22 protein-coding genes are annotated in these 24,686 nt (G+C 64.1%); 14 read left to right on the forward strand and 8 right to left on the reverse strand.

Translation table 11 applies throughout. The features are described 5' to 3' along the window. Positions 1-182 precede the first annotated feature (182 nt). Positions 183-1,424 (forward strand): Ppx/GppA phosphatase family protein, encoded by a 1,242-nt coding sequence (locus tag FGU64_RS03190; RefSeq protein ID WP_246671316.1) that lies wholly within the window; start codon positions 183-185, stop codon positions 1,422-1,424. Beyond that, positions 1,421-2,128, forward strand: a complete 708-nt coding sequence (locus FGU64_RS03195) for an RlmE family RNA methyltransferase (RefSeq protein WP_139950850.1) — start codon at positions 1,421-1,423, stop codon at positions 2,126-2,128. Before FGU64_RS03190 ends, FGU64_RS03195 begins: the two co-directional genes overlap by 4 nt. Before the next feature lie 6 nt (positions 2,129-2,134). On the opposite strand, the gene FGU64_RS03200 is transcribed toward FGU64_RS03195, so the two are convergent. Next, entirely contained in the window at positions 2,135-3,553 is a 1,419-nt protein-coding gene (locus FGU64_RS03200) for an MFS transporter (RefSeq protein WP_139950851.1), read from the reverse strand. 253 nt (positions 3,554-3,806) lie between these two features. On the opposite strand from FGU64_RS03200, the gene guaB reads away from it, so the two are divergent. Both guaB and FGU64_RS03210 read left to right on the forward strand, forming a co-directional pair. Then, positions 3,807-5,309, forward strand: coding sequence for an IMP dehydrogenase (guaB, locus tag FGU64_RS03205; RefSeq protein ID WP_139950852.1), 1,503 nt, complete (start codon positions 3,807-3,809; stop codon positions 5,307-5,309). A 34-nt stretch (positions 5,310-5,343) separates the two neighbouring features. Continuing rightward, positions 5,344-5,880: a hypothetical protein gene (locus FGU64_RS03210; protein ID WP_246671233.1), complete on the forward strand. Its 537-nt coding sequence runs from the start codon at positions 5,344-5,346 to the stop codon at positions 5,878-5,880. Between the two features lie 15 nt (positions 5,881-5,895). Here FGU64_RS03210 and rnd read toward each other — a convergent pair whose 3' ends face one another. Beyond that, positions 5,896-7,047, reverse strand: a complete 1,152-nt coding sequence (gene rnd / locus FGU64_RS03215; protein ID WP_139950854.1) for a ribonuclease D — start codon at positions 7,045-7,047, stop codon at positions 5,896-5,898. Between the two features lie 205 nt (positions 7,048-7,252). Between rnd and aspS the strand changes: the two genes are divergently transcribed. Then, complete coding sequence (gene aspS / locus FGU64_RS03220; RefSeq protein ID WP_139950855.1) at positions 7,253-9,043, forward strand: aspartate--tRNA ligase; 1,791 nt, start codon at positions 7,253-7,255, stop codon at positions 9,041-9,043. 5 nt (positions 9,044-9,048) lie between these two features. Here the strand turns inward: aspS and FGU64_RS03225 are convergent, their stop codons facing one another. Together FGU64_RS03225 and hspQ are read right to left on the reverse strand one after the other, a co-directional pair. Further along, complete coding sequence (locus FGU64_RS03225) at positions 9,049-9,528, reverse strand: hypothetical protein (protein ID WP_139950856.1); 480 nt, start codon at positions 9,526-9,528, stop codon at positions 9,049-9,051. A gap of 74 nt (positions 9,529-9,602) precedes the next feature. Beyond that, complete coding sequence (gene hspQ / locus FGU64_RS03230) at positions 9,603-9,926, reverse strand: heat shock protein HspQ (protein ID WP_136353920.1); 324 nt, start codon at positions 9,924-9,926, stop codon at positions 9,603-9,605. 143 nt (positions 9,927-10,069) lie between these two features. On the opposite strand from hspQ, the gene FGU64_RS03235 reads away from it, so the two are divergent. Continuing rightward, positions 10,070-11,032, forward strand: a complete 963-nt coding sequence (locus FGU64_RS03235; RefSeq protein WP_139950857.1) for an AEC family transporter — start codon at positions 10,070-10,072, stop codon at positions 11,030-11,032. Here FGU64_RS03235 and FGU64_RS03240 read toward each other — a convergent pair. After that, complete coding sequence (locus FGU64_RS03240) at positions 10,961-12,220, reverse strand: UbiH/UbiF family hydroxylase (protein ID WP_139950858.1); 1,260 nt, start codon at positions 12,218-12,220, stop codon at positions 10,961-10,963. The genes FGU64_RS03235 and FGU64_RS03240 overlap by 72 nt on opposite strands. A 99-nt stretch (positions 12,221-12,319) precedes the next feature. On the opposite strand from FGU64_RS03240, the gene FGU64_RS03245 reads away from it, so the two are divergent. The 8 genes from FGU64_RS03245 (at position 12,320) to FGU64_RS03280 (ending at position 20,521) form a co-directional block, all read left to right on the forward strand. Then, a complete protein-coding gene (locus tag FGU64_RS03245; protein ID WP_139955252.1) occupies positions 12,320-13,219 on the forward strand; it encodes a DUF2182 domain-containing protein in 900 nt (299 codons plus the stop codon). Between the two features lie 15 nt (positions 13,220-13,234). Then, a complete protein-coding gene (locus tag FGU64_RS03250) occupies positions 13,235-13,849 on the forward strand; it encodes a DUF1326 domain-containing protein (RefSeq protein WP_136353912.1) in 615 nt (204 codons plus the stop codon). Beyond that, positions 13,846-14,685: a phosphatidylcholine synthase gene (gene pcsA, locus FGU64_RS03255; RefSeq protein ID WP_139950859.1), complete on the forward strand. Its 840-nt coding sequence runs from the start codon at positions 13,846-13,848 to the stop codon at positions 14,683-14,685. Before FGU64_RS03250 ends, pcsA begins: the two co-directional genes overlap by 4 nt. 3 nt (positions 14,686-14,688) lie before the next feature. Then, positions 14,689-15,666, forward strand: a complete 978-nt coding sequence (locus FGU64_RS03260) for a quinone oxidoreductase (protein WP_139950860.1) — start codon at positions 14,689-14,691, stop codon at positions 15,664-15,666. 135 nt (positions 15,667-15,801) lie between these two features. Further along, on the forward strand, positions 15,802-17,367 hold the full coding sequence (locus FGU64_RS03265; protein ID WP_139950861.1) for an ABC transporter ATP-binding protein: 1,566 nt from the start codon (positions 15,802-15,804) through the stop codon (positions 17,365-17,367). Further along, the gene (locus tag FGU64_RS03270; protein WP_139950862.1) at positions 17,364-18,488 is read left to right on the forward strand and encodes an ABC transporter permease; all 1,125 of its coding nucleotides are present in this window, start codon (positions 17,364-17,366) and stop codon (positions 18,486-18,488) included. Before FGU64_RS03265 ends, FGU64_RS03270 begins: the two co-directional genes overlap by 4 nt. Continuing rightward, the gene (locus FGU64_RS03275; protein ID WP_139950863.1) at positions 18,488-19,408 is read left to right on the forward strand and encodes an ABC transporter permease; all 921 of its coding nucleotides are present in this window, start codon (positions 18,488-18,490) and stop codon (positions 19,406-19,408) included. Before FGU64_RS03270 ends, FGU64_RS03275 begins: the two co-directional genes overlap by 1 nt. A gap of 45 nt (positions 19,409-19,453) precedes the next feature. Continuing rightward, complete coding sequence (locus FGU64_RS03280) at positions 19,454-20,521, forward strand: BMP family ABC transporter substrate-binding protein (protein WP_139950864.1); 1,068 nt, start codon at positions 19,454-19,456, stop codon at positions 20,519-20,521. A gap of 88 nt (positions 20,522-20,609) precedes the next feature. Here FGU64_RS03280 and rimO read toward each other — a convergent pair whose 3' ends face one another. The 3 genes from rimO to FGU64_RS03295 form a co-directional block, all read right to left on the reverse strand. Next, positions 20,610-21,923 (reverse strand): 30S ribosomal protein S12 methylthiotransferase RimO, encoded by a 1,314-nt coding sequence (rimO, locus tag FGU64_RS03285; protein ID WP_136353898.1) that lies wholly within the window; start codon positions 21,921-21,923, stop codon positions 20,610-20,612. A gap of 90 nt (positions 21,924-22,013) precedes the next feature. Next, positions 22,014-22,673 carry a TerC family protein gene (locus FGU64_RS03290; protein WP_139950865.1) on the reverse strand — a complete coding sequence of 220 codons (660 nt, stop codon included), beginning with the start codon at positions 22,671-22,673 and terminating at the stop codon, positions 22,014-22,016. A gap of 101 nt (positions 22,674-22,774) precedes the next feature. Next, entirely contained in the window at positions 22,775-24,307 is a 1,533-nt protein-coding gene (locus FGU64_RS03295; protein ID WP_139950866.1) for an acyl-CoA carboxylase subunit beta, read from the reverse strand. Positions 24,308-24,686 lie beyond the last annotated feature (379 nt).

The following is a 24,686-nucleotide window of genomic DNA, read 5'->3' on the forward strand; positions in this document are numbered from 1 at the left end:
GCCAACTTAAGGATAATGCGCCTGCGGCGTCCGGGATTCCGGTTCGCGCGGCGCTGGAAGGATCGACAGTGGAAGACCGCGACGCCGGCGCCGATACGCCGGAAGCGGGCGAGTCCCGGCAGGTTCCGGCGCCATCGGCGTCGATGGGCCGTAAGTCCGTCGATAGCCCGAAAATCCCCGCTATGCCGTCCGTGAACGGATGGGCCGCCGACAGGCCGAACGATTCCGGCGAAACGGGGCATTCCCCGAAAGGCCGCAAACGGCGCAAGCGTCGGCGCGGCCGCAAGGTTTTCGCGCGCGACGGACAGCAGCCGGCGACGGATGGCCCCGCGACGGGAACTATTGTCGTTCCGCCGTCCGCACCTGCGGTGCCGGCACCATCGCAGGTCCTGCCTGCGGTCGAACAGCGGAGGCCGCGCCACGAACTGCCGGTCTTCGCCGCCCTTGACCTCGGCACCAACAATTGCCGCCTGCTTATGGCTATTCCGGCGCGCTACGGGCAGTTCCGCGTCATCGACGCCTTCTCGCGCATCGTCCGGCTGGGCGAGGGGCTGTCGGCATCTGGCCGGCTTTCCCAGCAGGCGATGGACCGGGCCGTCGAGGCGCTCAAGGTGTGCGGCGACAAGCTCAGGGCGCGCAAGGTCCGGCGGGCACGGCTGATCGCCACCGAGGCGTGCCGTTCGGCCGAGAACGGGCAGGAATTCCTCGATCGCGTCGAGCGCGAGGCGGGGCTGAAGCTGGAGATCATCGACCGCCAGACGGAAGCGCGGCTTGCCGTTTCGGGATGCGGTTCGCTGGTGGAACGAAACACCAGAGGCGTGGTGCTGTTCGACATCGGCGGCGGCTCGTCGGAGATCGCGTTGATCGACTTGAGCCGCCACCGTTCGCCGCGCCTGGCCAATCATATCGTGTCGTGGACGTCGCTGCCGGTCGGCGTTGTGTCGCTGGCCGAACGCTATGGCGGACGCACTGTCACCGGTGATGTCTTCGATGCGATGGTGGCCGATGTCGCCGACCGCTTGCAGGCCTTCGAAGGGCGCGGGCGACTGGACCATCTCGTCAACGGACCGGACTTCCACCTGCTCGGCACCTCCGGCACGGTGACCACGCTGGCCGGCGTCCATCTCGAACTGGAGCGCTACGACCGTCGCCGCGTCGACGGCCTGTGGATGGACAGCGACAATGTCGACCGCATGATGGCAAGGTTGCTCGGTTGGGATTTTCAGCAGCGCGTCGCCAATCCCTGCATCGGCGCCGATCGGGCCGATCTGGTGCTGGCGGGCTGCGCCATCCTGGAGGCGATCCGCGCGGTCTGGCCGGCGGAGCGCCTGCGCGTGGCAGACCGTGGCTTGCGCGAGGGTATCCTGAGCGAATTGATGGCAGACGAGGGCGCGTGGCGCGACCTGGCACGGGGGCGGTCGTGACGAAAAAACCGGGCAAGACAGGAGGGGCATCGCGCGTGCTGCGAACCCGCGTGAAGAAGAAAAGCGGCTTGAAGGAATCGTCGCGCCGCTGGCTGGAACGGCATCTCAACGACCCGTACGTGCAGCGCTCCAAGGCGGACGGCTACCGCTCGCGCGCCGCCTACAAGCTGATCGAGATCGACGACAAGCATCACCTGCTCAAGCCCGGCATGAAGGTCATAGACCTGGGCGCGGCGCCCGGCGGCTGGTGCCAGGTGGCGGCGGAACGCACGAAGTCGAGCGCCGAGCATCCGCATGTCGTCGGCATCGATTATCTGGAGATGGACGCCGTGCCGGGCGCCGTCATCCTGCTAATGGATTTCCTTGACCCGGAGGCGCCGGCAAAACTGTCCGAAGTGCTGGGCGGCGAGCCCGACGTCGTCCTGTCCGACATGGCAGCCCCCACCACCGGCCATCGCCGCACCGACCATCTGCGTACCATGCATTTGTGCGAAGTGGCGGCCGACTTCGCCGTCTCAGTGCTGAAACCCGGCGGCCATTTTCTCGCCAAGACCTTTCAGGGCGGAACTGAAGGATCGCTGCTGGATATGTTGAAGAAGAATTTCCGCTCCGTCCATCACGTCAAGCCACCGGCCTCGCGCGATGAATCGGTGGAGCTCTATCTGCTCGCCAAGGATTTTCGCGGCCGCACGCCGCCTATCTAAGCGCGGTCAGCCGGTCGTCGAAGTGACCGTCTCCTTCGTTCTGGTGGGTTGGCCCTTGTAGCCGGACACGGCGTTGCCCGCATCCGGCGCCAGCCGCACGAACCAGATCGAGGCGGCAGCCGAAACGGCCGCCACCAGGAAGAAGGCGATGTGGAAATCGCCGAGCGTTAGCGGGCCGCCATGGATGCCGGTCAGCGCCTCCAGGATGCCGCCGGCCAGAGCCACGCCAAGCGCGATGTTGAGCTGTTGCGCCATCGCCGCCAGCGGTGTCGCCTTGCTGATGTCTTCCGGTGCGATGTCGGCATAGGCCAGCGCGTTGACGCCGGTAAAGAACATGGAGCGGATGAAGCCGCCCAACAGGATGATGCCGATCATCACCGCGTAGGGCGTCTGAGGCGTGAAGAAGCCGTAGACGGCGATGGTGCCGGCCGCGATCAGCGAACCGAAGATCAGCACCCGGCGGAAGCCGAAGGCGCGGAAAACCCATGCCGTCGTCAGCTTCATGCCAATGGCGCCGATGGCCGTGACGAAGGTGATCATGCCCGATTGGAACGGCGTCAGCCCGAAAGCGAGCTGGAACATCAGCGGCAGCAGGAACGGCACGGCACCGATGCCGATGCGGAACATGCCGCCGCCCACCACCGATGCGCGGAACACCGGATTGCGCAACAGGTCGAGCGCCAGCAGCGGGCTTTGTGCGCGCCGGGTATGCAACAGGTAGAGTGCGCCGCATACGAAACCGACCAACACGGTGATGAAGCCGGTGGCTGGCGGCAGCGCCGGCAGCGAAATGACCGACAGGCCGAAGACCACACCGGATGCGGCAATTCCGCTGAGCGCAAAGCCGATGAAATCGAGCGGCGGGGTCGGCTCCCGGTCCATATCCGGCAGGAACCGCGTCGCCAGCGCAATGCCGATCAGGCCGATGGGCACGTTGATGAGGAAAATCCAGTGCCAGGAGAAGTAGGTGGTGATGAAACCGCCGACCGGAGGCCCCACAAGCGGGCCGACCAGAGCCGGAACGCTGAGCCACGACATCGCCGCCACGAGGTCGTGCTTCGGCGTCGAGCGGACGAGCACGAGGCGCCCGACAGGCGTCATCATGGCGCCGCCCATGCCCTGCAGGAAGCGCGAGACGACGAAGGCACCGAGCGAATTGGAGAAGGCGCAGGCCACCGAACCGATGACGAAAACGGCGATGGCCGCGCGAAATACGTTCTTCGCGCCGAAGCGATCGGCCATCCAGCCGCTGACCGGGATGAAGATCGCCAGCGACACAAGATAGGAGGTCAGCGCCAGCTTGAGCGCGATAGGACTGGTCTGAATATCGGCCGCGATCGCCGGCAGCGACGTGGCGATCACCGTTGAGTCCATGTTTTCCATGAACAAGGCGACCGCGAGGATGAGCGGTATGAGGCGATTCAAGGCCGTACCCGGATTTGCTGGTCTCGCACGCCGACCGGGGGCAGATCGACAGCGGCGCGGGTTATCACGCCTTGGCGGTCCTGTCGCGTTAATTCCCTGTCACCTTTTGCGATACGAAGCCGATGCGGCGTGTGGCTGCTTTCCATCGGCGGCAAGACGTGTTACCAGCCGGCGCCAATCCTGAAAGGGAAGTTCACGAGTCGGCGCTGTCCATCCCCGGTTTGCAGCGCCTTTCCTGCATTCAAGGTGGCCCATGGCGAAAATCATCGAAACCGCGACCGGCGCTCTGGCGCTGACCTTCGACGACGTGCTGTTGCAGCCCGGCCATTCGGAAGTGATGCCGGGTGAGACCGATATCCGTACGCGCATTGCCGGCGATATCGACCTCAACGTGCCGATCCTTTCGGCGGCCATGGACACCGTCACCGAAGCAAGGCTCGCCATCGCCATGGCGCAGGCGGGCGGCATCGGCGTCATCCACCGCAACTTTTCACCGGCCGATCAGGCAGAGCAGGTGCGGCAGGTCAAGAAATTCGAGTCCGGCATGGTGGTCAATCCCGTCACCATCGGTCCCGACGCGACGCTCGCCGATGCGCTGGCATTGATGAAGGCGCATGGCATTTCCGGCATCCCGGTGGTCGAGAACGGCGGCAGCGGCGGCCACAACGTCGGCCGCCTCGTCGGCATCCTGACCAACCGCGACGTCCGCTTCGCCTCTGACCCGGCGCAGAAGGTCTATGAACTGATGACGCGGGAGAACCTCATCACGGTCAAGGAAACCGTCGATCAGGAGGAAGCCAAGCGGCTGCTCCACCGACATCGCATCGAAAAACTGCTGGTGGTGGACAAACAGGGCAGGTGCGTCGGTCTCATCACCGTCAAGGACATCGAGAAGTCGCAGCTCAACCCGCATGCCAGCAAGGATGCGCAGGGGCGACTCAGGGCGGCGGCGGCGACCAGCGTCGGCGACGACGGCTTCGAGCGCGCCGAACGGCTGATCGATGCCGGCGTCGACCTGCTGGTCATCGACACCGCGCACGGCCATTCGCAGAGGGTTCTGGATGCCGTCGCGCGGGCCAAGAAACTCTCCAATTCCGTGCGCATCCTGGCCGGCAACGTCGCCACCGCCGAGGGCACGCAGGCGCTGATCGACGCCGGCGCCGACGCTGTCAAGGTCGGCATCGGACCGGGCTCCATCTGCACAACCCGCATCGTCGCCGGCGTCGGCGTACCACAACTGTCAGCCATCATGTCGGCTGTCGAGACGGCACAGAAGGCGGGCGTGTCGGTCATCGCCGATGGCGGCATCAAATTCTCCGGCGACCTCGCCAAGGCGCTGGCCGCCGGGGCGGGCGCGGCCATGGTCGGCTCGCTTCTGGCCGGGACGGACGAAAGCCCCGGCGAGGTCTATCTCTACCAGGGACGCTCCTTCAAGGCGTATCGCGGCATGGGCTCGGTCGGTGCCATGGCGCGCGGCTCGGCCGACCGCTACTTCCAGGCGGAAGTGCGCGACACGTTGAAACTGGTTCCCGAAGGGATCGAAGGCCAGGTTCCATACAAGGGACCGGTGGGCGGCGTGCTGCACCAGCTTGCGGGTGGCCTGAAAGCCGCTATGGGTTATGTCGGTGCGCGCGATCTTGCCGATTTCCGCGAGCGCGCCAACTTCGTGCGCATCTCGAACGCCGGACTTCGTGAAAGCCACGCCCATGACGTCACGATCACCCGCGAAAGCCCCAACTACCCTGGCGGAGCCTGATCGGCCGGCGCAGGCGGGACAATTTCTGGATGCGGTGACCGGCCTTTCCCGCCACGCCGCGGCGCTCTGCCTCGCCTCGGTCGTGGTCTTCCTCGTGATGACGACGCTGGAATTCCTCTATTTCGAGCGCCTGAGCGGCGGCCTGCTGTCGCTGGACATGCGCATAACGGGCTTCACGCCGGACGACGCCATGGCCTGGCTGATGGCGCTGGGACGGCGCGGCAGCGAGATCATCATCGTCTGGCATTACCTGACGTTCGATCTTCTGTTCCCGGCGCTGTTTTCAGCGACGCTCGTCAGCCTGATCCTGTGGACCGGCCATCACCTGCCGCGCTTCGCCGCCCTGTCTAAGCAGGGACAGGCGATGCTGGCGCTGGGCCTCGTGCTGCCTTACACGCTGGCCGACTACGTGCAGAACATCGTCGTCATCCGGCTGTTGCTGGATTTCCTCAATGCCAGTCCCGACTCGCTGGCATTCGCCTCGGCGTTGATCGTCACGCGCTTCGCGCTGGTGGTGATTCCGCTTGCCGTGATCGCGACGTTTTACCTGGCTGGACGCAGACGGGCCTGAACAAGCCTCGCGGTATCACAGATCGAAGACGGCGATCCTGCGCTTGTCGAACTTGATACCGACTTCTCCGCGGACCAGCCGGAGCGCCGCTTCGCCGAAGACCGCGCGCCGCCAGCCTTGCAGGGCAGGGACGTCGGCCTCTTCACCTTCAGCGGCGATGCGGTCGATATCGTCGCTGGAGGCCAGGACCTTGGCGGCAACTCCCTGCTTTTCGGCGACGATGCGCAACAGCACCTTGAGCAGTTCGGCGGCCGCGCTGGTGCCTTCCGGCGGCTGGAAGGTCTTTGGCAGCTTCGGCATCTCTTCCTTCGGGATGGCGAGGGCGGCGTTGACGGTACCGAGCAATCCCGCCGCGCTCGATGAGCGCTCCCAACCCTTGGGCGTGGTGCGCAGCCGGGCAAGGGCTGCGGCATCGCGCGGCTGCTGCTGGGCGATCTCGTAGATCGCATCGTCCTTCAGCACCCGTCCGCGCGGCACGTCCCGCTCGCGCGCCTCGCGCTCGCGCCAGGCGGCCACCGCCTGCAGCACGGCCAGTTCCTGCGGCTTGCGCAGGCGCATCTTCAGCCGCTTCCAGGCGTCCTCCGGGCGCGGATCGTAGGTCTCGCGCGCCGTCAACACCGCCATTTCCTCGTTCAGCCAATGGGCACGGTCTTCGCGCTCCAGTTGGGCCGCCAGATGCTTGTAGACGTCGATGAGATGGGTAACGTCGGCCAGAGCATAGTCGAGTTGCTTGTCCGACAGCGGCCGGTGGCGCCAGTCGGTGAAGCGCGAGGACTTGTCGAGCCGTGTCCCGGTGATCTTCTGCACGATCTGGTCGTAGGAAACGCTGTCGCCGAAACCGCACACCATGGCCGCCACCTGGGTGTCGAAAACCGGATGAGGAACGAGGTCGCCGAGATGGACAATGATCTCGATGTCCTGCCGGGCGGCATGGAAGACCTTCGTCACCTTCTCGTTGCCCATCAGGCGGAAGAAGGGGGCGAGGTCGAGATCGGGCGCCAGCGGATCGACCAGCGCCGTCACGCCGGGCGCGGCCATCTGGATCAGGCACAGGATCGGCCAGAAGGTCGTTTCGCGGATGAACTCGGTATCGACGGTGACGAAGTCCGACTTCTCCAGCGCGGCAATGGCGGTTTCGAGTTCGGCTTGTGTGGTAATGACGTGCATCAAATTGCTTTTTCGATGAAGGAAACACCTCTTCCTTTCCAGCCGACAGGGCTTTCGTCAAGGCAAACCGGGCGATGATGGCGCGAAACCGGCCTGCTGCGACCGCCTCGCCTTGACAAAACGGACCTCCCATGCGCTTTTCGCGCCGATTTCGGGGCCGGATTCCAAGGCGCCCAACCATCATGATCTGAACGGAAAATCCGCCATGCACCGCTATCGCAGCCACACCTGCGCTCAATTGAGGAAGGCCGACGTCGGCCAGACCGTCCGCATCTCCGGCTGGGTTCACCGGGTGCGCGACCATGGCGGGCTGCTGTTCATCGACCTGCGCGACCATTATGGCCTCACCCAGATCGTCGCCGATCCCGATTCGCCGGCCTTCAAGGTGGCCGAGACGCTGCGCGGCGAGTGGGTCGTCCGTATCGATGGCGAGGTCAAGGCCCGCACGGAAGAAGCCATCAACCCCAACCTCCAGACCGGCGAGATCGAGGTCTTCGCCAAGGAGATCGAGGTTTTGTCGGCGGCGAAGGAACTGCCGCTGCCGGTGTTCGGCGAGCCGGATTATCCCGAAGACATCCGCCTCAAATACCGCTTCCTCGACCTGCGCCGCGAAACGCTGCACGCAAACATCATGACGCGCACTCGTGTCATTTCCGAGATGCGCAGGCGTATGGGCGAGATCGGCTTCAACGAATTCCAGACACCGATTCTCACCGCTTCGTCGCCCGAAGGCGCGCGCGACTTCCTGGTGCCGAGCCGCATCCACCCCGGCACATTCTACGCGCTGCCGCAGGCGCCACAGCAGTACAAGCAGCTTTTGATGGTTTCGGGCTTCGATCGCTATTTCCAGATCGCGCCTTGCTTCCGCGACGAGGACCCGCGCGCCGATCGCTTCTATGGCGAATTCTACCAGCTCGACCTTGAAATGAGCTTCGTCGAGCAAGAAGACGTGTTTGCCACCATGGAACCGGTGATGCGCGGCGTTTTCGAGACGTTCGCCGAGGGCAAGCCGGTGACGCAGGAATTTCCCCGCATCGCCTACGACGAGGCGATGCGCAAATACGGCACCGACAAGCCGGACCTGCGCAACCCTATCGTCATGCAGGACGTCTCCACGCAATTCCGCGGCTCTGGCTTCAAGGTGTTTGCCAACATCCTGGCCAACGACCCGAAAGCGGAAGTGTGGGCGATCCCCGCCAGGACCGGCGGCAGTCGCGCCTTCTGCGACCGCATGAATTCGTGGGCGCAGGGCGAGGGCCAGCCGGGCCTCGGCTACATCTTCTGGCGCAAGGAAGGCGACAAGATCGAAGGTGCCGGTCCGATCGCCAAGAACATCGGCGAGGAACGCTCCGAGGCGATACGCCAGCAACTTGGCCTTGAAGACGGTGACGCCGCCTTCTTTGTCGCGGGCGATCCGAAAAAGTTCGTCGCTTTCGCCGGTGCGGCACGCACGCGGGCAGGGGAAGAACTGAACCTCGTCGACCGCGACCGTTTCGAATTGTGTTGGATCGTCGATTTCCCGTTCTACGAATGGAATGAGGACGAGAAGAAGATCGACTTCGCCCACAACCCTTTCTCCATGCCGCAAGGCGGCATTGAAGCGTTGACCAGCCAGGATCCGCTGACGATCAAGGCGTTCCAGTACGATATGGTCTGCAATGGCTACGAACTCGCCTCGGGCGGCATTCGCAACCATCTGCCGGAAACCATGGTCAAGGCCTTCGAGATCGTCGGGCTGGATCGCGCCACCGTCGAGGAGCGCTTCGGCGGCCTCTACCGTGCCTTCCAGTACGGCGCGCCGCCGCATGGTGGCATGGCGGCCGGCGTGGATCGTGTGGTGATGCTCCTGGTGGGCGCGAAGAACCTGCGCGAGATCGCCATATTCCCGATGAACCAGCAGGCCTACGACCTGCTGATGAACGCACCTTCGGAAGCCACGCCGCAGCAGTTGCGCGAACTGTCGCTTCGCGTTGCGGCGCCGAAGAAGGAAGACTGACGGACTCAGCCGCCCGTTTTTGAACGATTGACAGCTTGCCGGATTTTCTCGGCAAGCTGTGTGGCTTCGGCCTCGGTGTTCACGGTCAACAGGAAACCCTGCGCCCGCACCGGATCAAGAATCTTCGGCGCCATGAGGATCTTGCCGTCCGCGATGATCGCCAGCGTCCTGCCCACGTTTTCGGTTGAGATTCGCTCGTACTTCTGCGCGCCGGCAGGTGTGAGCGCAACGTTGAACCCCGGCTTGCCTTCGACCCATTCCACATGGCCGACGCTGGTGAAGTCCGCAGGTCCCAACAATGTCCTCGGTTCGACTTCCAGTGTTTGACCGCTACCTTCGACGACAAGTCGCGAGCCGCTTCCGGCTTTCTGGGCGACAAGCCTGATCTCGATGGGGGCAAAGTCCGGATTAGCCTGCGAGATCGCGGGACCCGCAAGAAACATCACCAGCAGGAAAACAAGGCCAAAGACCCCGGTCAGACGCATGCGCTTGCCTCCCGTTGATATCGCTACGGAATCGGCTCTCTGACGACTGTATCGCCGGTGAACGCGGCTTTCACCTAGTGCCGCGACTGCCGCTTCGGCTCGTAGTGGCCATCCGGCCTGCGGTCGAACAGGTCTCGAATCTGCGGGTGGCGCACCGGTTCGTCGGAATCGTCTTCCAGCAGGTTCTGCTCGGAAACGTAGGCGATGTATTCCGTCTCCGAATTTTCGGCCAGCAGGTGATAGAACGGCTGGTCCTTGTTTGGTCGCACCTCGGCGGGAATGGACTGATACCATTCCTCGGTGTTGGCGAACTGCGGATCGACATCGAATATGATGCCGCGGAACGAGAACAGCCGATGGCGAACCACCTGTCCGATCGCAAATTTGGCTGTCTTCATCGTACTCATACTCGCACCTCAACGGCCTATTTGGCGCAGGTGAGCAGTCAATTCAATCCCGTCGCGCTTGACGCGCGGGGAAGCTCACAGTAGCGCCGGAGGGCAATCAACCGCGATTTCGACGAAAGGCCCGATCCAGAACGATGACCGACGTCTTCGGCCTTGTCCTGCCGTTCTTCGGCCTGATCTTCATCGGCTTCGCGGTGGCACGCATCGCCAGACAGCCGCTGGAAGCGCTCGGCTGGATGAACACATTTATCATTTATGTCGCGCTGCCGGCGTTGTTCTTCCAGCTTCTGGCCAAGACGCCGTTCGAAGAGCTCACGGAATGGACCTTCATCCTTGGCTCCGTGGCGGCGACTTACATCGTCTTCTCACTGATGTTCGCCCTGTCGATGCTGATGCCGGGCGGCAATATCGCGGAATCCACAATCAAGGGCCTGTCCGCCGCTTACGGAAATATCGGCTACATGGGGCCGGGCCTTGCGTTGCTTGCCTTCGGCGAACGGGCGGCGGTGCCGGTGGCGCTGATCTTCTGCTTCGAAAACATCGTCCATTTCACCGTCGCGCCGATGATGATGGCGCTGGCGGGCGACGACAACCGCCCTTTGCCGCAACTTGTCCTCGGCGTCGTCCAGCGCATCGTGTTGCATCCCTTCATCATCGCCACGGCCGCCGGCGTCTGTGCCGCCTACTTTCAATTCCAGCCTTGGTTGCCGGTCGAGCGCCTTCTCAGCTATCTGTCCAGCGCCGCCGCCCCTTGCGCGCTGTTCGCAATGGGCGTGACGCTGGCGCTCAGGTCGCTCAAGCGCATTCCCTCAGAGATGGCTCCCATCGCCATCCTGAAACTGATCGTCCATCCGCTGCTGTGCTATGTGCTGCTGAGTTGGATCGGCAATTTCTCGCCGGAATGGGTCTTCTCAGCCGTGCTCCTGGCCTCGCTGCCGACCGCGACCAACGTCTTCGTCATCGCCCAGCAATATAACGTATGGGTGCAGCGCGCCTCCGCCAGCATCCTCATCACCACCTGCCTCTCAGTGGCGACCGTGACCGGCCTGCTCTTCATGATCCGCCACGGCGTCCTGCCGCCGGATCTGTTTCCTTAAGCCTCCAGCGAGCGCGGCGAAGCCGCTGCCGGGCTTCAGCCCCTCGCGCATGAAGAAGCCGCGCAACGGCGAGAAACTGCCCAGCAGGGTAAGGCCGGCGCTGCGCGCCATCTGCGCCGGCAGGAAATCCGACAGCAGCGACATGTTGAGCAGGTTGACCGCGCCGCTGCGCGCCAGGATATCGGGGCGGCGGCGAACGTCGTAGGTGGCGAGAGCCGGGGCTGCGCCGGGATCGCTCCTGTTTCTCGATGCGATATCAATGAGATCGCTGACATCCCTGATGCCGAGGTTAAGCCCCTGTGCGCCGATCGGCGGAAACACATGCGCGGCTTCGCCGACCAGCGCGACACGGTTGGCGGCAAAGCGATGTGGGCTCGCGGCCGCAAGCGGGTAGACCTGCCGTCCGGGCTCGACCGTCACCCGCCCGAGCATCGACTGCGTTCGGCCCTCGACGCGCGCGGAAAGCTCGCCCTCGTCCAGGGCAGTCAGTTCGTCGGCCGTCTCGGGCCGCACCACCCAGACAAGGCTTGAACGATGGCCACCGGGGAGGGGCACCTGCGTGAAGGGGCCGGTTTCGGTGTGGAATTCGGTCGAGGTGAAGGCATGGTCGCTGCGATGCCCGAAATTAAGCACCAGCGCCGCCTGGGGGTAGTTGCGCACCGACGTGCGGATGCCGGCCGCCTCGCGCGCCGGCGACAGGCGGCCGTCTGCGGCGACCGCCAGCAATGCGGAGACCGCACTGCCGTCGGCAAGCGTGGCCGTTGCCCGTTCTGCATCAAGGTGCCAGTCCGAAACCACGGTCTTGCGCCAATCAATACCGGGATGCGCCGCGACGGCTTCGGCAAGCGCCGGGGTCAGCGCGGCATTCGGCAGGTTGAGCCCGAACTGTTCCTCGTCGATCTCGCTGGCGTGGAAGGTCACCGTCGGGCTGCGGATCAGCCGGTTCGTGGCATCGACGATGCGCATCATCTTCAGGGGCGCCGCCTCGTCGCGCAGGCTCTCCAGAACGCCGAGTCGGTCGAGCATGGCGAGCGCCGGATTCATCAGCGCCGTGGTACGGCGGTCGCCGGTCGGCACCGGCGGACCGACAAGCGCAACGGTAAAACCGGCCTGCGCGAAGCCGAGCGCCGCAACAAGTCCGGCCGGGCCGCTGCCGGCGATCAGGATTTGCGGTTCATGCGTGTCCAATTCAGCCTTCTCCGTGGCGGGTCCGGTTGCCTGCCGGATCGTGAAAGGGAATATAGACCCCGGGCCTATCCGATCAACGCGGCTTTTCAGCCTCAGGTCATGACGACGCAGGACAACGATTTCAGTCACCTCGATGCTGCCGGCCGCGCCGCCGCCGCTGTAGCGCGTAAGCCGCGCATCACGGTGACGGCGGTTCTCGTCCTAGCCGTCCTGCTCGCATGGCTGGTCCTCGGCGCGATGGCAGTGCGCGGCGCCGAAGGCGGCCTGCCGGGTGCCGGCGCGCCCGGCGATTTCCTGTTGCGATCCCTGCCGTCGCTGCCGCTTCCGGACGCGCTCGAACGCTTCGCAGCGCTGTGCCTGACGCCACTGCCGGTGAATGGCAGCTGGCCCGCTGCGGAAGCCCCGGCTTTGGTCCTCATGTGGTTCCTGATGGCGATCGCCGCCATGCTGCCCTCGGCCGCGCCGATGATCCGCACCTATTGCGAGATCGCCGATACCGCCCGTGCCAAGGGCGAACCGGTCGTCCATCCGCTCGTCCTAGTGGGCGGCTACCTGACGATCTGGCTTGCCGCGTCGATCGCTTTCGCGGCGGTGACGTTGGTAGTCAGGTACATTGCGCCGGAAGGCCGGCTGCTCGATCCGATTTCCGGTCTCGCGGGCACGGCAGCACTCGCCATTGCCGGCATCTATCAGTTCAGCAACCTCAAGCAGGCCTGCCTGACCAGATGCCGCAACCCTTTCTCCACGCTTTTCGCCCGCTGGAGCGACCGGCCGGCGCGGATTTTCCGGCTCGGGCTGGAACAGGGCGTCTGGTGCCTCGGCTGCTGTTGGGCGTTGATGCTGGTGATGTTCGCCGTCGGCGTGACCAACATCTTCTGGATGGCGCTCATCGGCCTGTTTGCACTTGTCGAAAAGCAGGTAGAAGGGCGGTGGACCAGCCGGGTGGCCGGCACGATACTGCTTGTGTGGGCCGCGATGCTGCTTGTAGTGTCCCACTGAGATCGGGGAATGCCTATGTCCAAGCCAAGCTGGGCGATGAAAGGAGAGCTTGTACTCTCCTGCAATTGCACGGTTTTTTGCCCTTGCGTCTTGTCGTTGGGCAATCATCCGCCAACCGAGGGCTATTGCCAGACCTGGGCCGGGTTCCGCATCGACGCCGGCCATTTCGGCGATACCGATCTGTCGGGCCTCAATCTCGGGCTGGTGATGGAAATTCCGGGCTACATGAGCCGCGGCAACTGGACGGCCGGTCTGTTCATCGACAAGCGCGCTTCGGTTTACGCCACCAAGGCTCTCACCAATATCTTCACCGGCAAGGCCGGCGGCACGACATCGCTGCTGTCGATCCTGGTCGGCAAATTCCTGGGTGTCGAGCAGGTGCCCGTCACCTATGAGACCGAGGGCAAGACGCGTGTCTTCCAGATCCCGAAGATCATCGACGGGGCGGTGACGCCGATCGCCGGCAAGGACAGCGAGCGCGACACCGTCATCCAGAACTCGCAATACTGGATCGCGCCCGAGATTATCGTGGCGAAATCGGACCGCTCGAAGATGCGCGCCTTCGGCCGCAATTGGAATTTCGCCGGCCGTTCGGCCGAAATCTGCAAGCTGGATTGGCGCGGACCGTGAGCAAGAACACCACGAAAGCCCGGCCGGGCGAGAGGGCCAAGGCGAAGGCCAAGCAGATCGCCGAGCGCATTCCGCGCCCGAAAAAGAAGGTGACCTGGCCGCAGGCGCGCGCCTTTTCGGTGCACCTTCTCACCGCATCAGGCTCGTTCCTCGCTTTCGTCTCGCTCGTGGCGGCGAGCGAGGAGCGCTGGACGGCGATGTTCTGGTGGCTCGGGCTGGCGCTGCTGGTCGACGGCATCGACGGTCCCGTGGCACGCAAGCTGGAAGTGAAGGAAATCCTGCCGACATGGTCGGGCGAACTGCTCGACAACATCATCGACTACGTCACCTACGTGATGATCCCCGCCTTCGCGCTCTACCAGCGCGGTTTCATGGGCGAGGGGCTTTCCTTCCTGTCGGCGGCGATCATCGTGGTGTCGAGCGCCATCTACTATGCCGACACCGGCATGAAGACGAAGGAGAACTTCTTCAAGGGCTTCCCGGTGGTGTGGAACATGGTGGTCTTCACCCTGTTCGTCATCGAGCCGGGCCAATGGACGTCGTTCGCGATCGTGGTCATTGCGGGCATCCTCACCTTCGTGCCGATGAACTTCATCCATCCGGTGCGGGTGGTGCGGTTGCGTTCGATCAATCTCGGCATGACGCTGCTCTGGTGTGCCTTCGGCGCACTGGCGCTGGCGCAATCGGCAATGGCGCAGTTCTACAACCAGATCGGCGTGCTCGGCGAACAGGTCGGCCTTTTCACTAAGGTCGGTATCACTGTGACCGGCCTCTACCTGTTCTTCATCGGCGGCGTCATGCAGCTGTTTCCCAAACTCGGCGCGAAGAAAGCCTGATCCATGTCCAAAGCGATCCGTATCCACGCCCATGGCGGTCCCGAAGTCCTGACCTTCGAGGAGGCCGATCCCGGCCGGCCGGGGCCGGGCCAAGCGCTGATCCGCCACACCGCCATAGGCCTGAACTTCATCGACGTCTATTTCCGCACCGGTCTTTATCCCGCACCCAACGGCCTGCCGCTGGTGCCGGGCGGGGAGGGCGCAGGCGTGGTGATCGAGGTCGGCGAGGGCGTCGACTGGCTGAAGCCGGGAGATCGTGTCGCCTACGCCGTCAACGTCGGCGCCTATGCCGAGCAGCGCGTCATAGCCGCCAACCGTCTGGTCAAGGTGCCCGACGGCATCTCCGACGAGCAGGCGGCCGCCATGATGCTGAAGGGCATGACCGCGGAATATCTGCTGAACCGCACCTATAAGGTGAAGGCCGGCGATACCATCCTGTTCCATGCGGCGGCCGGCGGCGTCGGTCTGCTCGCCGGCCAATGGGCCAGGCACATCGGTGCCGTCACCATCGGCACCGCGGGCTCCGCAGACAAGGTGGAACTGGCCAAAGCGCATGGCTACGATCACGTCATCAATTACCGCGAGCAGGATTTCGTCGCTGAGGTGGCGCGCATCACCAATGGGCAAAAGTGCGAAGTCGTCTACGATTCGGTGGGCAAGGACACTTTCGAAGGGTCGCTGGACTGCCTGAAGCCGCTCGGGCTGCTGGCGCTGTTCGGCCAGTCGTCCGGCCCCGTTCCACCGTTCAATCTCGGCGTGCTGTCGCAGAAGGGCTCGCTCTACATCACCCGGCCGACGCTGTTCGTCTACGTGGCGAAGCGCGAAGACCTCGTGGCATCCGCCAAGGCGCTGTTCGATGTCGTTGCCAGCGGGGCGGTCGAAGTGCGGATCAACCAGCGCTATGCGCTGAAGGATGCCGCCAGGGCCCATGCCGACCTGGAGGCACGCCGCACCACCGGGACGACGATCCTTGTGCCCTGACCGTTTGGCAGCCGGCTTTACGCTGAAAATCTTGAAGCTCTTTCAAACGGCTGGCAGCTTTGCGTTTCTTGGCCGGGCCGCTTACCATCATCGCGGGAACACAGAACACGTCTGGAAAACAGACAGGGAGGAACTGTGAGTGAACAACTCGCAACCGGGAACCTCCTTGAGGTTCGCGGTCTGACAAAGATATTTGGCTCGCTTACGGCATGCGATCACATCGACCTGACGATCGCCAGGGGCGAGATCCATGCGCTGCTCGGCGAAAACGGCGCCGGCAAGTCGACGCTGGTCAAGATGCTGTTCGGCTCGCTGGAGCCGCATTCGGGCGAAATCCTGTGGCAGGGACAGCCCGTCCGCATCCAGAACCCCGGCGTCGCCAAGAAGCTCGGCATCGGCATGGTGTTCCAGCATTTCTCGCTGTTCGAGGCGCTGACGGCAGCCGAAAACATCGCGCTCTCGCTGGACGACGGTTCGCCGATCAACCAGATCGCCGCCAAGGCGCGTGCGCTGTCCTATAGCTATGGCCTGCCGCTCGACCCGGATTCGCTGGTCGGCGACCTGTCGGTCGGCGAGCGCCAGCGCATCGAGATCATCCGCTGCCTGTTGCAGCTGCCGCAGCTCATTATCCTCGACGAGCCGACCTCGGTGCTGACGCCGCAAGAAGCCGATAAGCTGTTCGAGACGTTGGAACGGCTGCGCGCCGAAGGAAAATCCATCCTCTATATCTCGCACCGGCTGGAAGAAGTGAAGCGCATCTGCGACCGTGCCACGGTGCTGCGCCACGGCAAGGTGGTCGGCCATTGCAACCCGCGCGAGGAAACGGCGTCTTCGCTGGCCCGCATGATGGTCGGTTCGGAAGTCAAGGCGGTGGTGCGCGCGCCGGTCGAAGGCATCGAGAAGGCGGCTCCGCTGCTTGAAATCCGCAGCCTCACCCGCAAGCCTGCCACCCCATTCTCGATCCCGCTCAAGAACATCGGCCTGACGGTGCGCGCCGGCGAGGTGATCGGCATCGCCGGCGTCGCCGGCAACGGCCAGGGTGAATTCTTCGAAGCCGTCTCGGGTGAAGTGCAGCAGCAGGATGCCGCATCGGTGCGCATTCGCGGCAAGAATGCCGGCCGCCTCGACATCACCGGTCGCCGGCTCCTCGGCGCTGCCTTCGTGCCGGAGGAGAGGCTCGGCCATGGCGCGGCTCCGCGCATGAAGTTGTCGGAGAACCTCCTGCTATCGCGTCACGCGACCGACGGGAAGGCTTTCGTCGGCACCGGCGGCATGGTCAAGGCCAATGCCGTCTACAGCGCCGCCCAACGCATCATCGAGGTGATGGACGTGCGCAAGAGCGCGCCCGACCCGGAAGCCGCAGCCCTTTCGGGCGGCAACCTGCAGAAATTCATCGTCGGCCGCGAACTGGACCGCAGACCGGCCGTGATGGTGGTGAACCAGCCGACCTGGGGCGTCGATGCGGGCGCTGCCGCCCACATCCGCCAGGCGCTGATTGAGCTGGCGCGCTCGGGCTCGGCGGTTCTGGTCATCAGCCAGGACCTCGACGAACTGTTCGAGATTTCCGACGCCATCGCCGTCATGCACAACGGCGAACTGTCGAAGCCGCTGCCGATCGCCGAAGCCACTTTCGAGAAGATCGGCCTGCTGATGGGCGGCGCGGAACCCGGCCATGCCGAACACGCAGCGGAGGTCGTGTGATGCGCCTTGAACTGGTCAAACGCCCGCAGCGCTCGGCATTGTTCTCGGCCCTGTCGCCGTTTATCGCTTTCGCGCTCACGCTGATTGCCGGCGCCATCCTTTTCGCCCTGCTCGGCATCGACCCGGTGTCGGCCTTCTACACCTATTTCATCTCGCCGATCAGCGAGGTGTGGCAGTTGCACGAACTCGCCATCAAGGCCGCACCCTTGATCCTCATCGCGGTCGGCCTGTCCGTGTGCTATCGCGCCAACATTTGGAACATCGGCGCCGAAGGCCAGTTCACGCTGGGCGCCATCGTCGGCTCCATGGTGCCGGTGCTCTATCCCGAGCTGGAAGGCCCGATCGTCCTGCCGCTGATGCTTTTGATGGGCATGATCGGGGGAGGGCTCTATGCCGCCATCCCGGCCTACCTGAAGGCGCGCTTCAACACGAACGAGATCCTGACCAGCCTGATGCTGGTCTATGTGTCGCAGCTTTTCCTCGACTGGCTGGTACGCGGCCCCTGGCGCGACCCTCAGGGCCATGGCTTCCCGCAGACCGTGCAATTCAACGATTCCGCCATCCTGCCCGAACTGATGCCGGCGTCAGGCCGCGCCAACTGGGGCTTCGTCTTCGCGCTCGTCGCCGCCGTCGTGGTCTGGATCATGATGAGCCGCATGCTGAAAGGCTTTGAGGTACGCGTGCTCGGGTCGAGCCCCCGTGCCGGTCGCTTCGCCGGCTTCGGCCTGAACAGGATGATATTCTTCGCCTTCATCCTTTCCGGCGCGCTCGCCGGCCTTGCCGGAATCTCCGTCGTGTCCGGCGAAATCAACCAGTTGAAGCCGGTCATTTCGCCCGGCTACGGCTTCGCCGCCATCATCGTCGCCTTCCTCGGCCGCCTCAATCCGCTCGGCATCGTCGCGGCCGGACTGGTGCTGGCGCTCACCTATCTCGGCGGCGAGGCGGCGCAAACCGCCCTCGGCGTGTCCGACAAGGTGGCGCGCGTCTTTCAGGGTATGCTGCTGTTCTTCGTGCTCGGCTGCGACACGCTTATCCACTACCGCATAAGGCTGGTCGGCCTGCGCGCCAAGGCGCCGGCGACCGACGCCGCGACGGCCGGCAAGCTGGGGGAGGCGCACTGATGGAAATCACGATCAACATCCTGCTGACCATCGCCACGGCGGCGACCCCGCTTCTGGTGGCGGCCATCGGCGAACTGGTGGTGGAACGTTCGGGCGTGCTCAACCTCGGCGTCGAGGGCATGATGATCATGGGCGCCGTGGGCGGCTTCGGCGTCGGCTATCTCACCGGCTCGCCCTGGCTCGGCCTCGTGGCGGCCATTGTGGTCGGCGCGGTTTTCTCGCTGCTGTTCGCGGTCATGACGCTGTCGCTGGCCACCAACCAGGTGGCGACCGGCCTGTCGCTGACACTGCTAGGCCTCGGCCTGTCCGGCATGATCGGCACCGGTTTCGTCGGCCTGCCCGGCGTCAGGCTGCCCGACCTGCACATTCCGCTGCTCAGCGACCTGCCTATCGTCGGCAAACTCGTCTTCGGCCAGGACCCGGTCTTCTACATCTCGATCCTGCTGATCTTCGCCGTCGCCTGGTTCCTGTTCAGGACGCGCGCGGGTCTCACGCTGCGCTCGATCGGCGACAGCCACACCTCCGCCCATGCGCTCGGCATCCAGGTCATCCGTTACCGCTATCTGGCGGTGATCTTCGGCGGTGCCTGCGCAGGTCTCGCCGGTGGCCAGCTTTCGCTCGTCTACACGCCGCAATGGGTGGAGAACATGTCGGCAGGCCGCGGCTGGATCGCGCTGGCGCTGGTCGTGTTCGCCTCCTGGCGGCCGTGGCGGGTGCTGGCCGGCGCCTACATCTTCGGCGCGGTCTGGATCGGCCAGCTTCATGCACAGGCATTCGGTATCCCGGTGCCGTCGCAGCTTCTTTCTTCCTTGCCCTATCTGGCAACGGTCGTGGTTCTTGTTCTAATCTCGCGCAACAAACGTCTGACCATGATGAACACACCGGCATCGTTGGGCCAGCCATTCGTGCCGGATCGCTGATAATAACCAACGGGAAGTCTCAAAGGCACACGGAGAGGAAACACCATGAAGAAACTGCTCATTGCGATGATGACCACGGCAGCGGCGCTGTCCATGGCCGTCACGGCGGAGGCGGCCGACAAGCTGAAGGCGTGCTGGGTCTATGTCGGCCCGATCGGCGATTTCGGCTATTCCTACCAGCACGATCAGGGGCGCCTGCACGCCGAGAAGGAGCTCGGCGACAAGATCGAGACGGCTTATCTCGAAAACGTTTCGGAAGGCCCTGACGCCGACCGCGCCTTCGAGCGCCTGGCGCGCGAAGGCTGCAAGATCATCTTCGGCACCTCCTTCGGGTTCATGGACCCGATGGTGAAGGTCGCCAAGAAGTTCCCCGACATCAAGTTCGAGCACGCCACCGGCTACAAGACTTCGGAGAACCTCGGCGTCTACAACGCCCGCTTCTACGAAGGCCGCTACGTGATGGGCCAGATCGCCGCCAAGATGTCGAAGACCGGCGTCGCCGGCTACATCGTCTCCTTCCCGATCCCGGAAGTGGTGATGGGCATCGACGCCTTCATGCTCGGCGCGCAGTCGGTCAATCCCGACTTCAAGCTGAAGATCGTCTGGGTCAATTCCTGGTTCGATCCGGGCAAGGAGGCCGACGCCGCCAAGGCGCTGTTCGACCAGGGCGCCGACATCATCACCCAGCACACCGACTCGACCGCCGCCCTGCAGGTGGCCGAGGAGCGCGGGCTGAAGGGCTTCGGCCAGTCTTCCGACATGATCAAGTTCGCGCCGAACGCGCAGTTGACCTCGAACACCGACAACTGGGGTCCGTACTACGTCGAGCGCCTCAAGGCGGTTCTCGACGGCACCTGGAAGACGGACAATGTCTGGCTGGGCATCAAGGACGACGCGGTGGAACTGTCGCCCTTCACCAACATGCCCGACGACGTGAAGGCCATGGCCGAAGCCACCAAGAAGAAGATCGCCGACGGCTGGAACCCCTTCACCGGCCCTGTCTTCAAGCAGGACGGCTCGCAGTGGCTGAAGGACGGCGAAGTGGCCGACGACGGCACGCTTCTCGGCCTGAACTTCTACGTCAAGGGCGTGGACGACAAGCTGCCGCAGTAAGCGCAGGTTGTATCAGAAAGCAGGAAAGGGCGCCTGGTGGCGCCCTTTCTTTTGACCGTCCTAGTAATCTACCCGCTGATCGTTGAGATCAGACAGCCTGACCGTAAAGATCGTAGGCGTCGGCGCGATCGATCTTGACCGTCACGATATCGCCGGCCCGCACCGGGCGGCGCGACTGGATATGCACGGCGCCATCGATCTCAGGCGCGTCGTATTTCGTGCGGCCCTTGGCGGCGGTGCCGTTGGCCTCGTCGACGATGACGGACAGGCGTTTGCCGACCTTCTTCTGCAACTGCGCGGCCGAAATCTTCTGCTGGCGCTGCATGAAGCGATGCCAGCGGGCCTCCTTGACCTCCTGCGGCACCGGCTCCAGACCCATGTCGTTGGAGCGCGCGCCGGCAACGGGTTCGTACTTGAAGCAGCCGGCGCGATCGATCTTCGCCTCGTCCAGCCAGTCGAGCAGCATCTGGAAGTCTTCCTCCGTCTCGCCGGGGAAACCGACGATGAAGGTCGAGCGGATGGCGAGGTCAGGACAGGTCTCGCGCCATGAGCGGATGCGTTCCAGCGTCTTTTCGCCGTGCGCGGGCCGCCGCATATTCTTCAGCACCTGCGGCGAGGCGTGCTGGAAGGGAATGTCGAGATAGGGCAGGATTTTTCCATCCGCCATCAGCGGGATGACGTCGGCGACATGCGGGTAGGGGTAGACATAGTGTAGCCGTACCCAGATGCCGAGCTTGCCCAGTTCCTCCGCGAGGTCGAGGAACTTCGCCCGCACTTCGCGTTCGCCGAACAGCGACGTCTGGTACTTGATGTCGATGCCGTAGGCGCTGGTGTCCTGCGAGATGACGAGCAATTCCTTCACGCCCGCCCTGGCCAGCTTCTCGGCCTCGCGCAGCACGTCCGCAGCAGGGCGTGAGACGAGATCGCCGCGCAGGGCAGGGATGATGCAGAAGGTGCAGCGATTGTTGCAACCCTCTGAAATCTTGAGATAGGCGTAGTGGCGCGGCGTGAGCTTGACGCCTTGCGGCGGCAGCAGGTCCACAAACGGATCGTGGGCCGGCGGCGCCGCTTCATGCACCGCCTCCATGACGCTTTCATAGGCCTGCGGCCCGGTGATGGCGAGCACGTTGGGGTGCTTGTCACGGATCAGGTCGGGCGTGGCGCCCATGCAGCCGGTGACGATGACCTTGCCGTTCTCCTTCAGCGCCGTGCCGATGGCACCGAGCGATTCCTCGCGGGCGGAATCGAGGAAACCGCAGGTGTTGACGACGACGAGGTCGGCGCCGTCGTGCTTGCGCGCGATCTCGTAGCCTTCCGCTCGCAGCCGCGTGATGATGCGCTCCGAATCCACGAGCGCCTTCGGGCATCCGAGGCTGACGAAGCTGACGCGAGGGGCTGACATCGGCGGGAAACTTTCAGTTTTTCTGGAAACCGCGGCGCAGTACCACAGTTTTTGCCGCTTGTAATTCGTCGCGTGAAAAGATGCGCCGGCTCAGCCCACGACGCCGTTCACATGCGGCCAGACTTCCAGCGCACCGCGATAGATCATGTCGAGTGCCACGTAGAGGATGATGAGCAGGCCGATATAGGCGATCCAGCGGTGGCGGTGCAGCAGCTTGGCGATGAAGGATGCGGCGAGGCCCATCAATGCGATGGACAGGATGAGGCCGATGATAAGCACGGAGAAATGATCGCGCGCGGCGCCGGCGACGGCGAGCACGTTATCCAGCGACATCGACACGTCGGCGATGACGATCTGCGTGGCGGCCTGCATCAGGGTCTTGCGCGGCGCGCGGCCGGCGATCGTCTTGTCGTTGTTCAGGTCGGCATCCGACAGCGCTTCCGTCGCTTCATGCTCATCTTCGTGCGAAGTGCGCAGTTCGCGCCACATCTTCCAGCACACCCACAGAAGCAGGATGCCGCCTGCCAGCAGCAGGCCGACGATGGCAAGCAGCTTGACGGTGATGGAGGCAAACAGGATGCGCAGTACAGTGGCGGCAAGGACGCCGATCAGAATCGCCTTCTTGCGCTGATCGACCGGCAGGCCGGCCGCGGCAAGACCGATGACGATGGCATTGTCCCCGGCAAGGACGAGATCGATGGCGATGACCTGAAGGAGTGCCGCGAAACCCGCTGCGGTAAAGACTTCCATCGTCCAGGGCACCCCAAGGTTGTCGTGTCAGTGTTTCAATCGGCTACTGCTTCGCCTTGCCCCCTGTCAAGGAAGTTGACGGCCCCGCCCGCCGTGCGAGACTACAGGGGGATGTTGTCGTGCTTCTTCCAGGGGTTCTGCAAATCCTTGTTGCGCAGCATGCGAAGCGCCCGCGCCACCCGGCGCCGCGTCGAATGAGGCATGATGACCTCGTCGACGTAGCCGCGCTCAGCCGCCACGAAAGGCGACAGGAAGCGGTCCTCGTAGCGCTTGGTGTGGGCGGCGATCTTGTCCGTGTCGCCGATGTCCTTGCGGTAGATGATCTCGACGGCCCCCTTGGCACCCATCACCGCGATCTGAGCCGTCGGCCAGGCGTAGTTCATGTCGCCGCGCAGGTGTTTCGATGCCATGACGTCGTAGGCGCCGCCGAAGGCCTTGCGCGTGATCACAGTCACCTTCGGCACCGTGGCCTCGGCATAGGCGAACAGAAGCTTGGCGCCGTGCTTGATGAGGCCGCCATATTCCTGCGCCGTGCCCGGCAGGAAGCCCGGCACGTCGACGAAGGTGACGAGGGGGATGTTGAAGCAGTCGCAGAAGCGCACGAAGCGCGCGGCCTTGCGGCTGGCGTCGGAATCCAGAACGCCCGCCAGCACCATCGGCTGGTTGGCGACGAATCCGACCGTGCGGCCCTCGACACGGCCGAAGCCGGTGACGATGTTCCTGGCGAAGGACGGCTGGATCTCGAAGAAATCACCTTCGTCGCAGGTCTTGAGGATCAGTTCCTTGATATCGTATGGCTTATTGGCGTTTTCCGGGATCAGCCGGTCGAGCGACATATCGTGCTCGGTGATCGGCTCGTAGCATTCAACTTCCGGGATTTCGGCCGTGTTGGAGGCCGGCAACAGATCGACCAGCCGGCGCATCTGCAACAGCGCCTCGACATCATTGTCATAGGCGCCGTCGGCGATCGAGGACTTCGTCGTGTGCACGGAAGCGCCGCCGAGTTCCTCGGCCGTCACTGTCTCGTTGGTGACGGTCTTCACCACATCCGGCCCGGTGACGAACATGTAGGAGGTGTCGCGCACCATGAAGATGAAATCGGTCATCGCCGGCGAATAGACGTCGCCGCCGGCGCAGGGGCCCATGATCAGCGAAATCTGCGGAATGACGCCGGAAGCCAGCACGTTGCGCTGAAAAATTTCGGCGTAGCCACCGAGCGCCGCCACGCCCTCCTGGATGCGGGCGCCGCCGGCGTCGTAGAGGCCGATGATCGGCGCGCGGTTGCGCAACGCCATGTCCTGCACCTTCATCACCTTCTCGGCGTGCGCTTCCGAAAGCGAGCCACCGAACACGGTGAAATCCTTGGCGAAAAGATAGACCGGGCGGCCGTTGACCGTGCCCCAGCCCGTAACGACGCCGTCACCGGCGATCTTCATTTTCTCCATGCCGAAGTCGGTCGAGCGGTGCTCGACATACATATCGAACTCCTCGAACGAACCCTCGTCGAGGAATATCTCGATGCGTTCCCGCGCCGTCAGCTTGCCCTTCTTGTGCTGGCCGTCGATGCGGACCTGACCGCCTCCTGCGCGCGCCATGGCGCGGCGGCGCTCGAGTTCCTGCAACACGTCTTTCATGATGTCCTCCGGGGCGGGTCCTGTCTTGGTAACCACAGGGCGCAGCCTGCGCAAGCGCGGCTTTTGTCCTAGGTCCGGCGTGTTTCGTCGGGCGGGTTTTGCTGCGCTGCAACATAATGCCCTTGCTTTCCGTCGCCGACTCCTCCATATGCACAGGCACAAGGCGCTTGGGCCGGCGAAGGAAGCCGGCTTTCTCTTGAGATTGAGACTGGTTGCGTCTGTTTCCGCCCCGAGAAGATCGGCCGGCGGAAAAGCCCTGCGGCGGAATGCCGTGGGCACGACAGCGCAGCCGAGCGGACAATGCGTCCGCCGCCTTGTCGTTCACAAAATCCATTACATCCGGCGGGTTGCGCCCCGCCGCGATCCTGTTTGCGGCCAC

It is taken from the genome of Mesorhizobium sp. 8 (genome assembly GCF_006351905.1).
GTDB classification, from domain to species: domain Bacteria; phylum Pseudomonadota; class Alphaproteobacteria; order Rhizobiales; family Rhizobiaceae; genus Mesorhizobium; species Mesorhizobium composti.

Coding starts and splice junctions, on each gene's coding strand:
- rnd (WP_139950854.1), bottom strand. CDS start 7,047: ATGCACGTCATTACCACACAAGCCGAACTCGAAACCGCCATTGCCGCG.
- FGU64_RS03260 (WP_139950860.1), top strand. CDS start 14,689: ATGTCCAAAGCGATCCGTATCCACGCCCATGGCGGTCCCGAAGTCCTG.
- FGU64_RS03225 (WP_139950856.1), bottom strand. CDS start 9,528: ATGCGTCTGACCGGGGTCTTTGGCCTTGTTTTCCTGCTGGTGATGTTT.
- FGU64_RS03295 (WP_139950866.1), bottom strand. CDS start 24,307: ATGAAAGACGTGTTGCAGGAACTCGAGCGCCGCCGCGCCATGGCGCGC.
- FGU64_RS03235 (WP_139950857.1), top strand. CDS start 10,070: ATGACCGACGTCTTCGGCCTTGTCCTGCCGTTCTTCGGCCTGATCTTC.
- FGU64_RS03280 (WP_139950864.1), top strand. CDS start 19,454: ATGAAGAAACTGCTCATTGCGATGATGACCACGGCAGCGGCGCTGTCC.
- FGU64_RS03190 (WP_246671316.1), top strand. CDS start 183: ATGCCGTCCGTGAACGGATGGGCCGCCGACAGGCCGAACGATTCCGGC.
- hspQ (WP_136353920.1), bottom strand. CDS start 9,926: ATGAAGACAGCCAAATTTGCGATCGGACAGGTGGTTCGCCATCGGCTG.
- FGU64_RS03245 (WP_139955252.1), top strand. CDS start 12,320: ATGACGACGCAGGACAACGATTTCAGTCACCTCGATGCTGCCGGCCGC.
- rimO (WP_136353898.1), bottom strand. CDS start 21,923: ATGTCAGCCCCTCGCGTCAGCTTCGTCAGCCTCGGATGCCCGAAGGCG.
- guaB (WP_139950852.1), top strand. CDS start 3,807: ATGGCGAAAATCATCGAAACCGCGACCGGCGCTCTGGCGCTGACCTTC.
- FGU64_RS03275 (WP_139950863.1), top strand. CDS start 18,488: ATGGAAATCACGATCAACATCCTGCTGACCATCGCCACGGCGGCGACC.
- FGU64_RS03290 (WP_139950865.1), bottom strand. CDS start 22,673: ATGGAAGTCTTTACCGCAGCGGGTTTCGCGGCACTCCTTCAGGTCATC.
- aspS (WP_139950855.1), top strand. CDS start 7,253: ATGCACCGCTATCGCAGCCACACCTGCGCTCAATTGAGGAAGGCCGAC.
- FGU64_RS03250 (WP_136353912.1), top strand. CDS start 13,235: ATGTCCAAGCCAAGCTGGGCGATGAAAGGAGAGCTTGTACTCTCCTGC.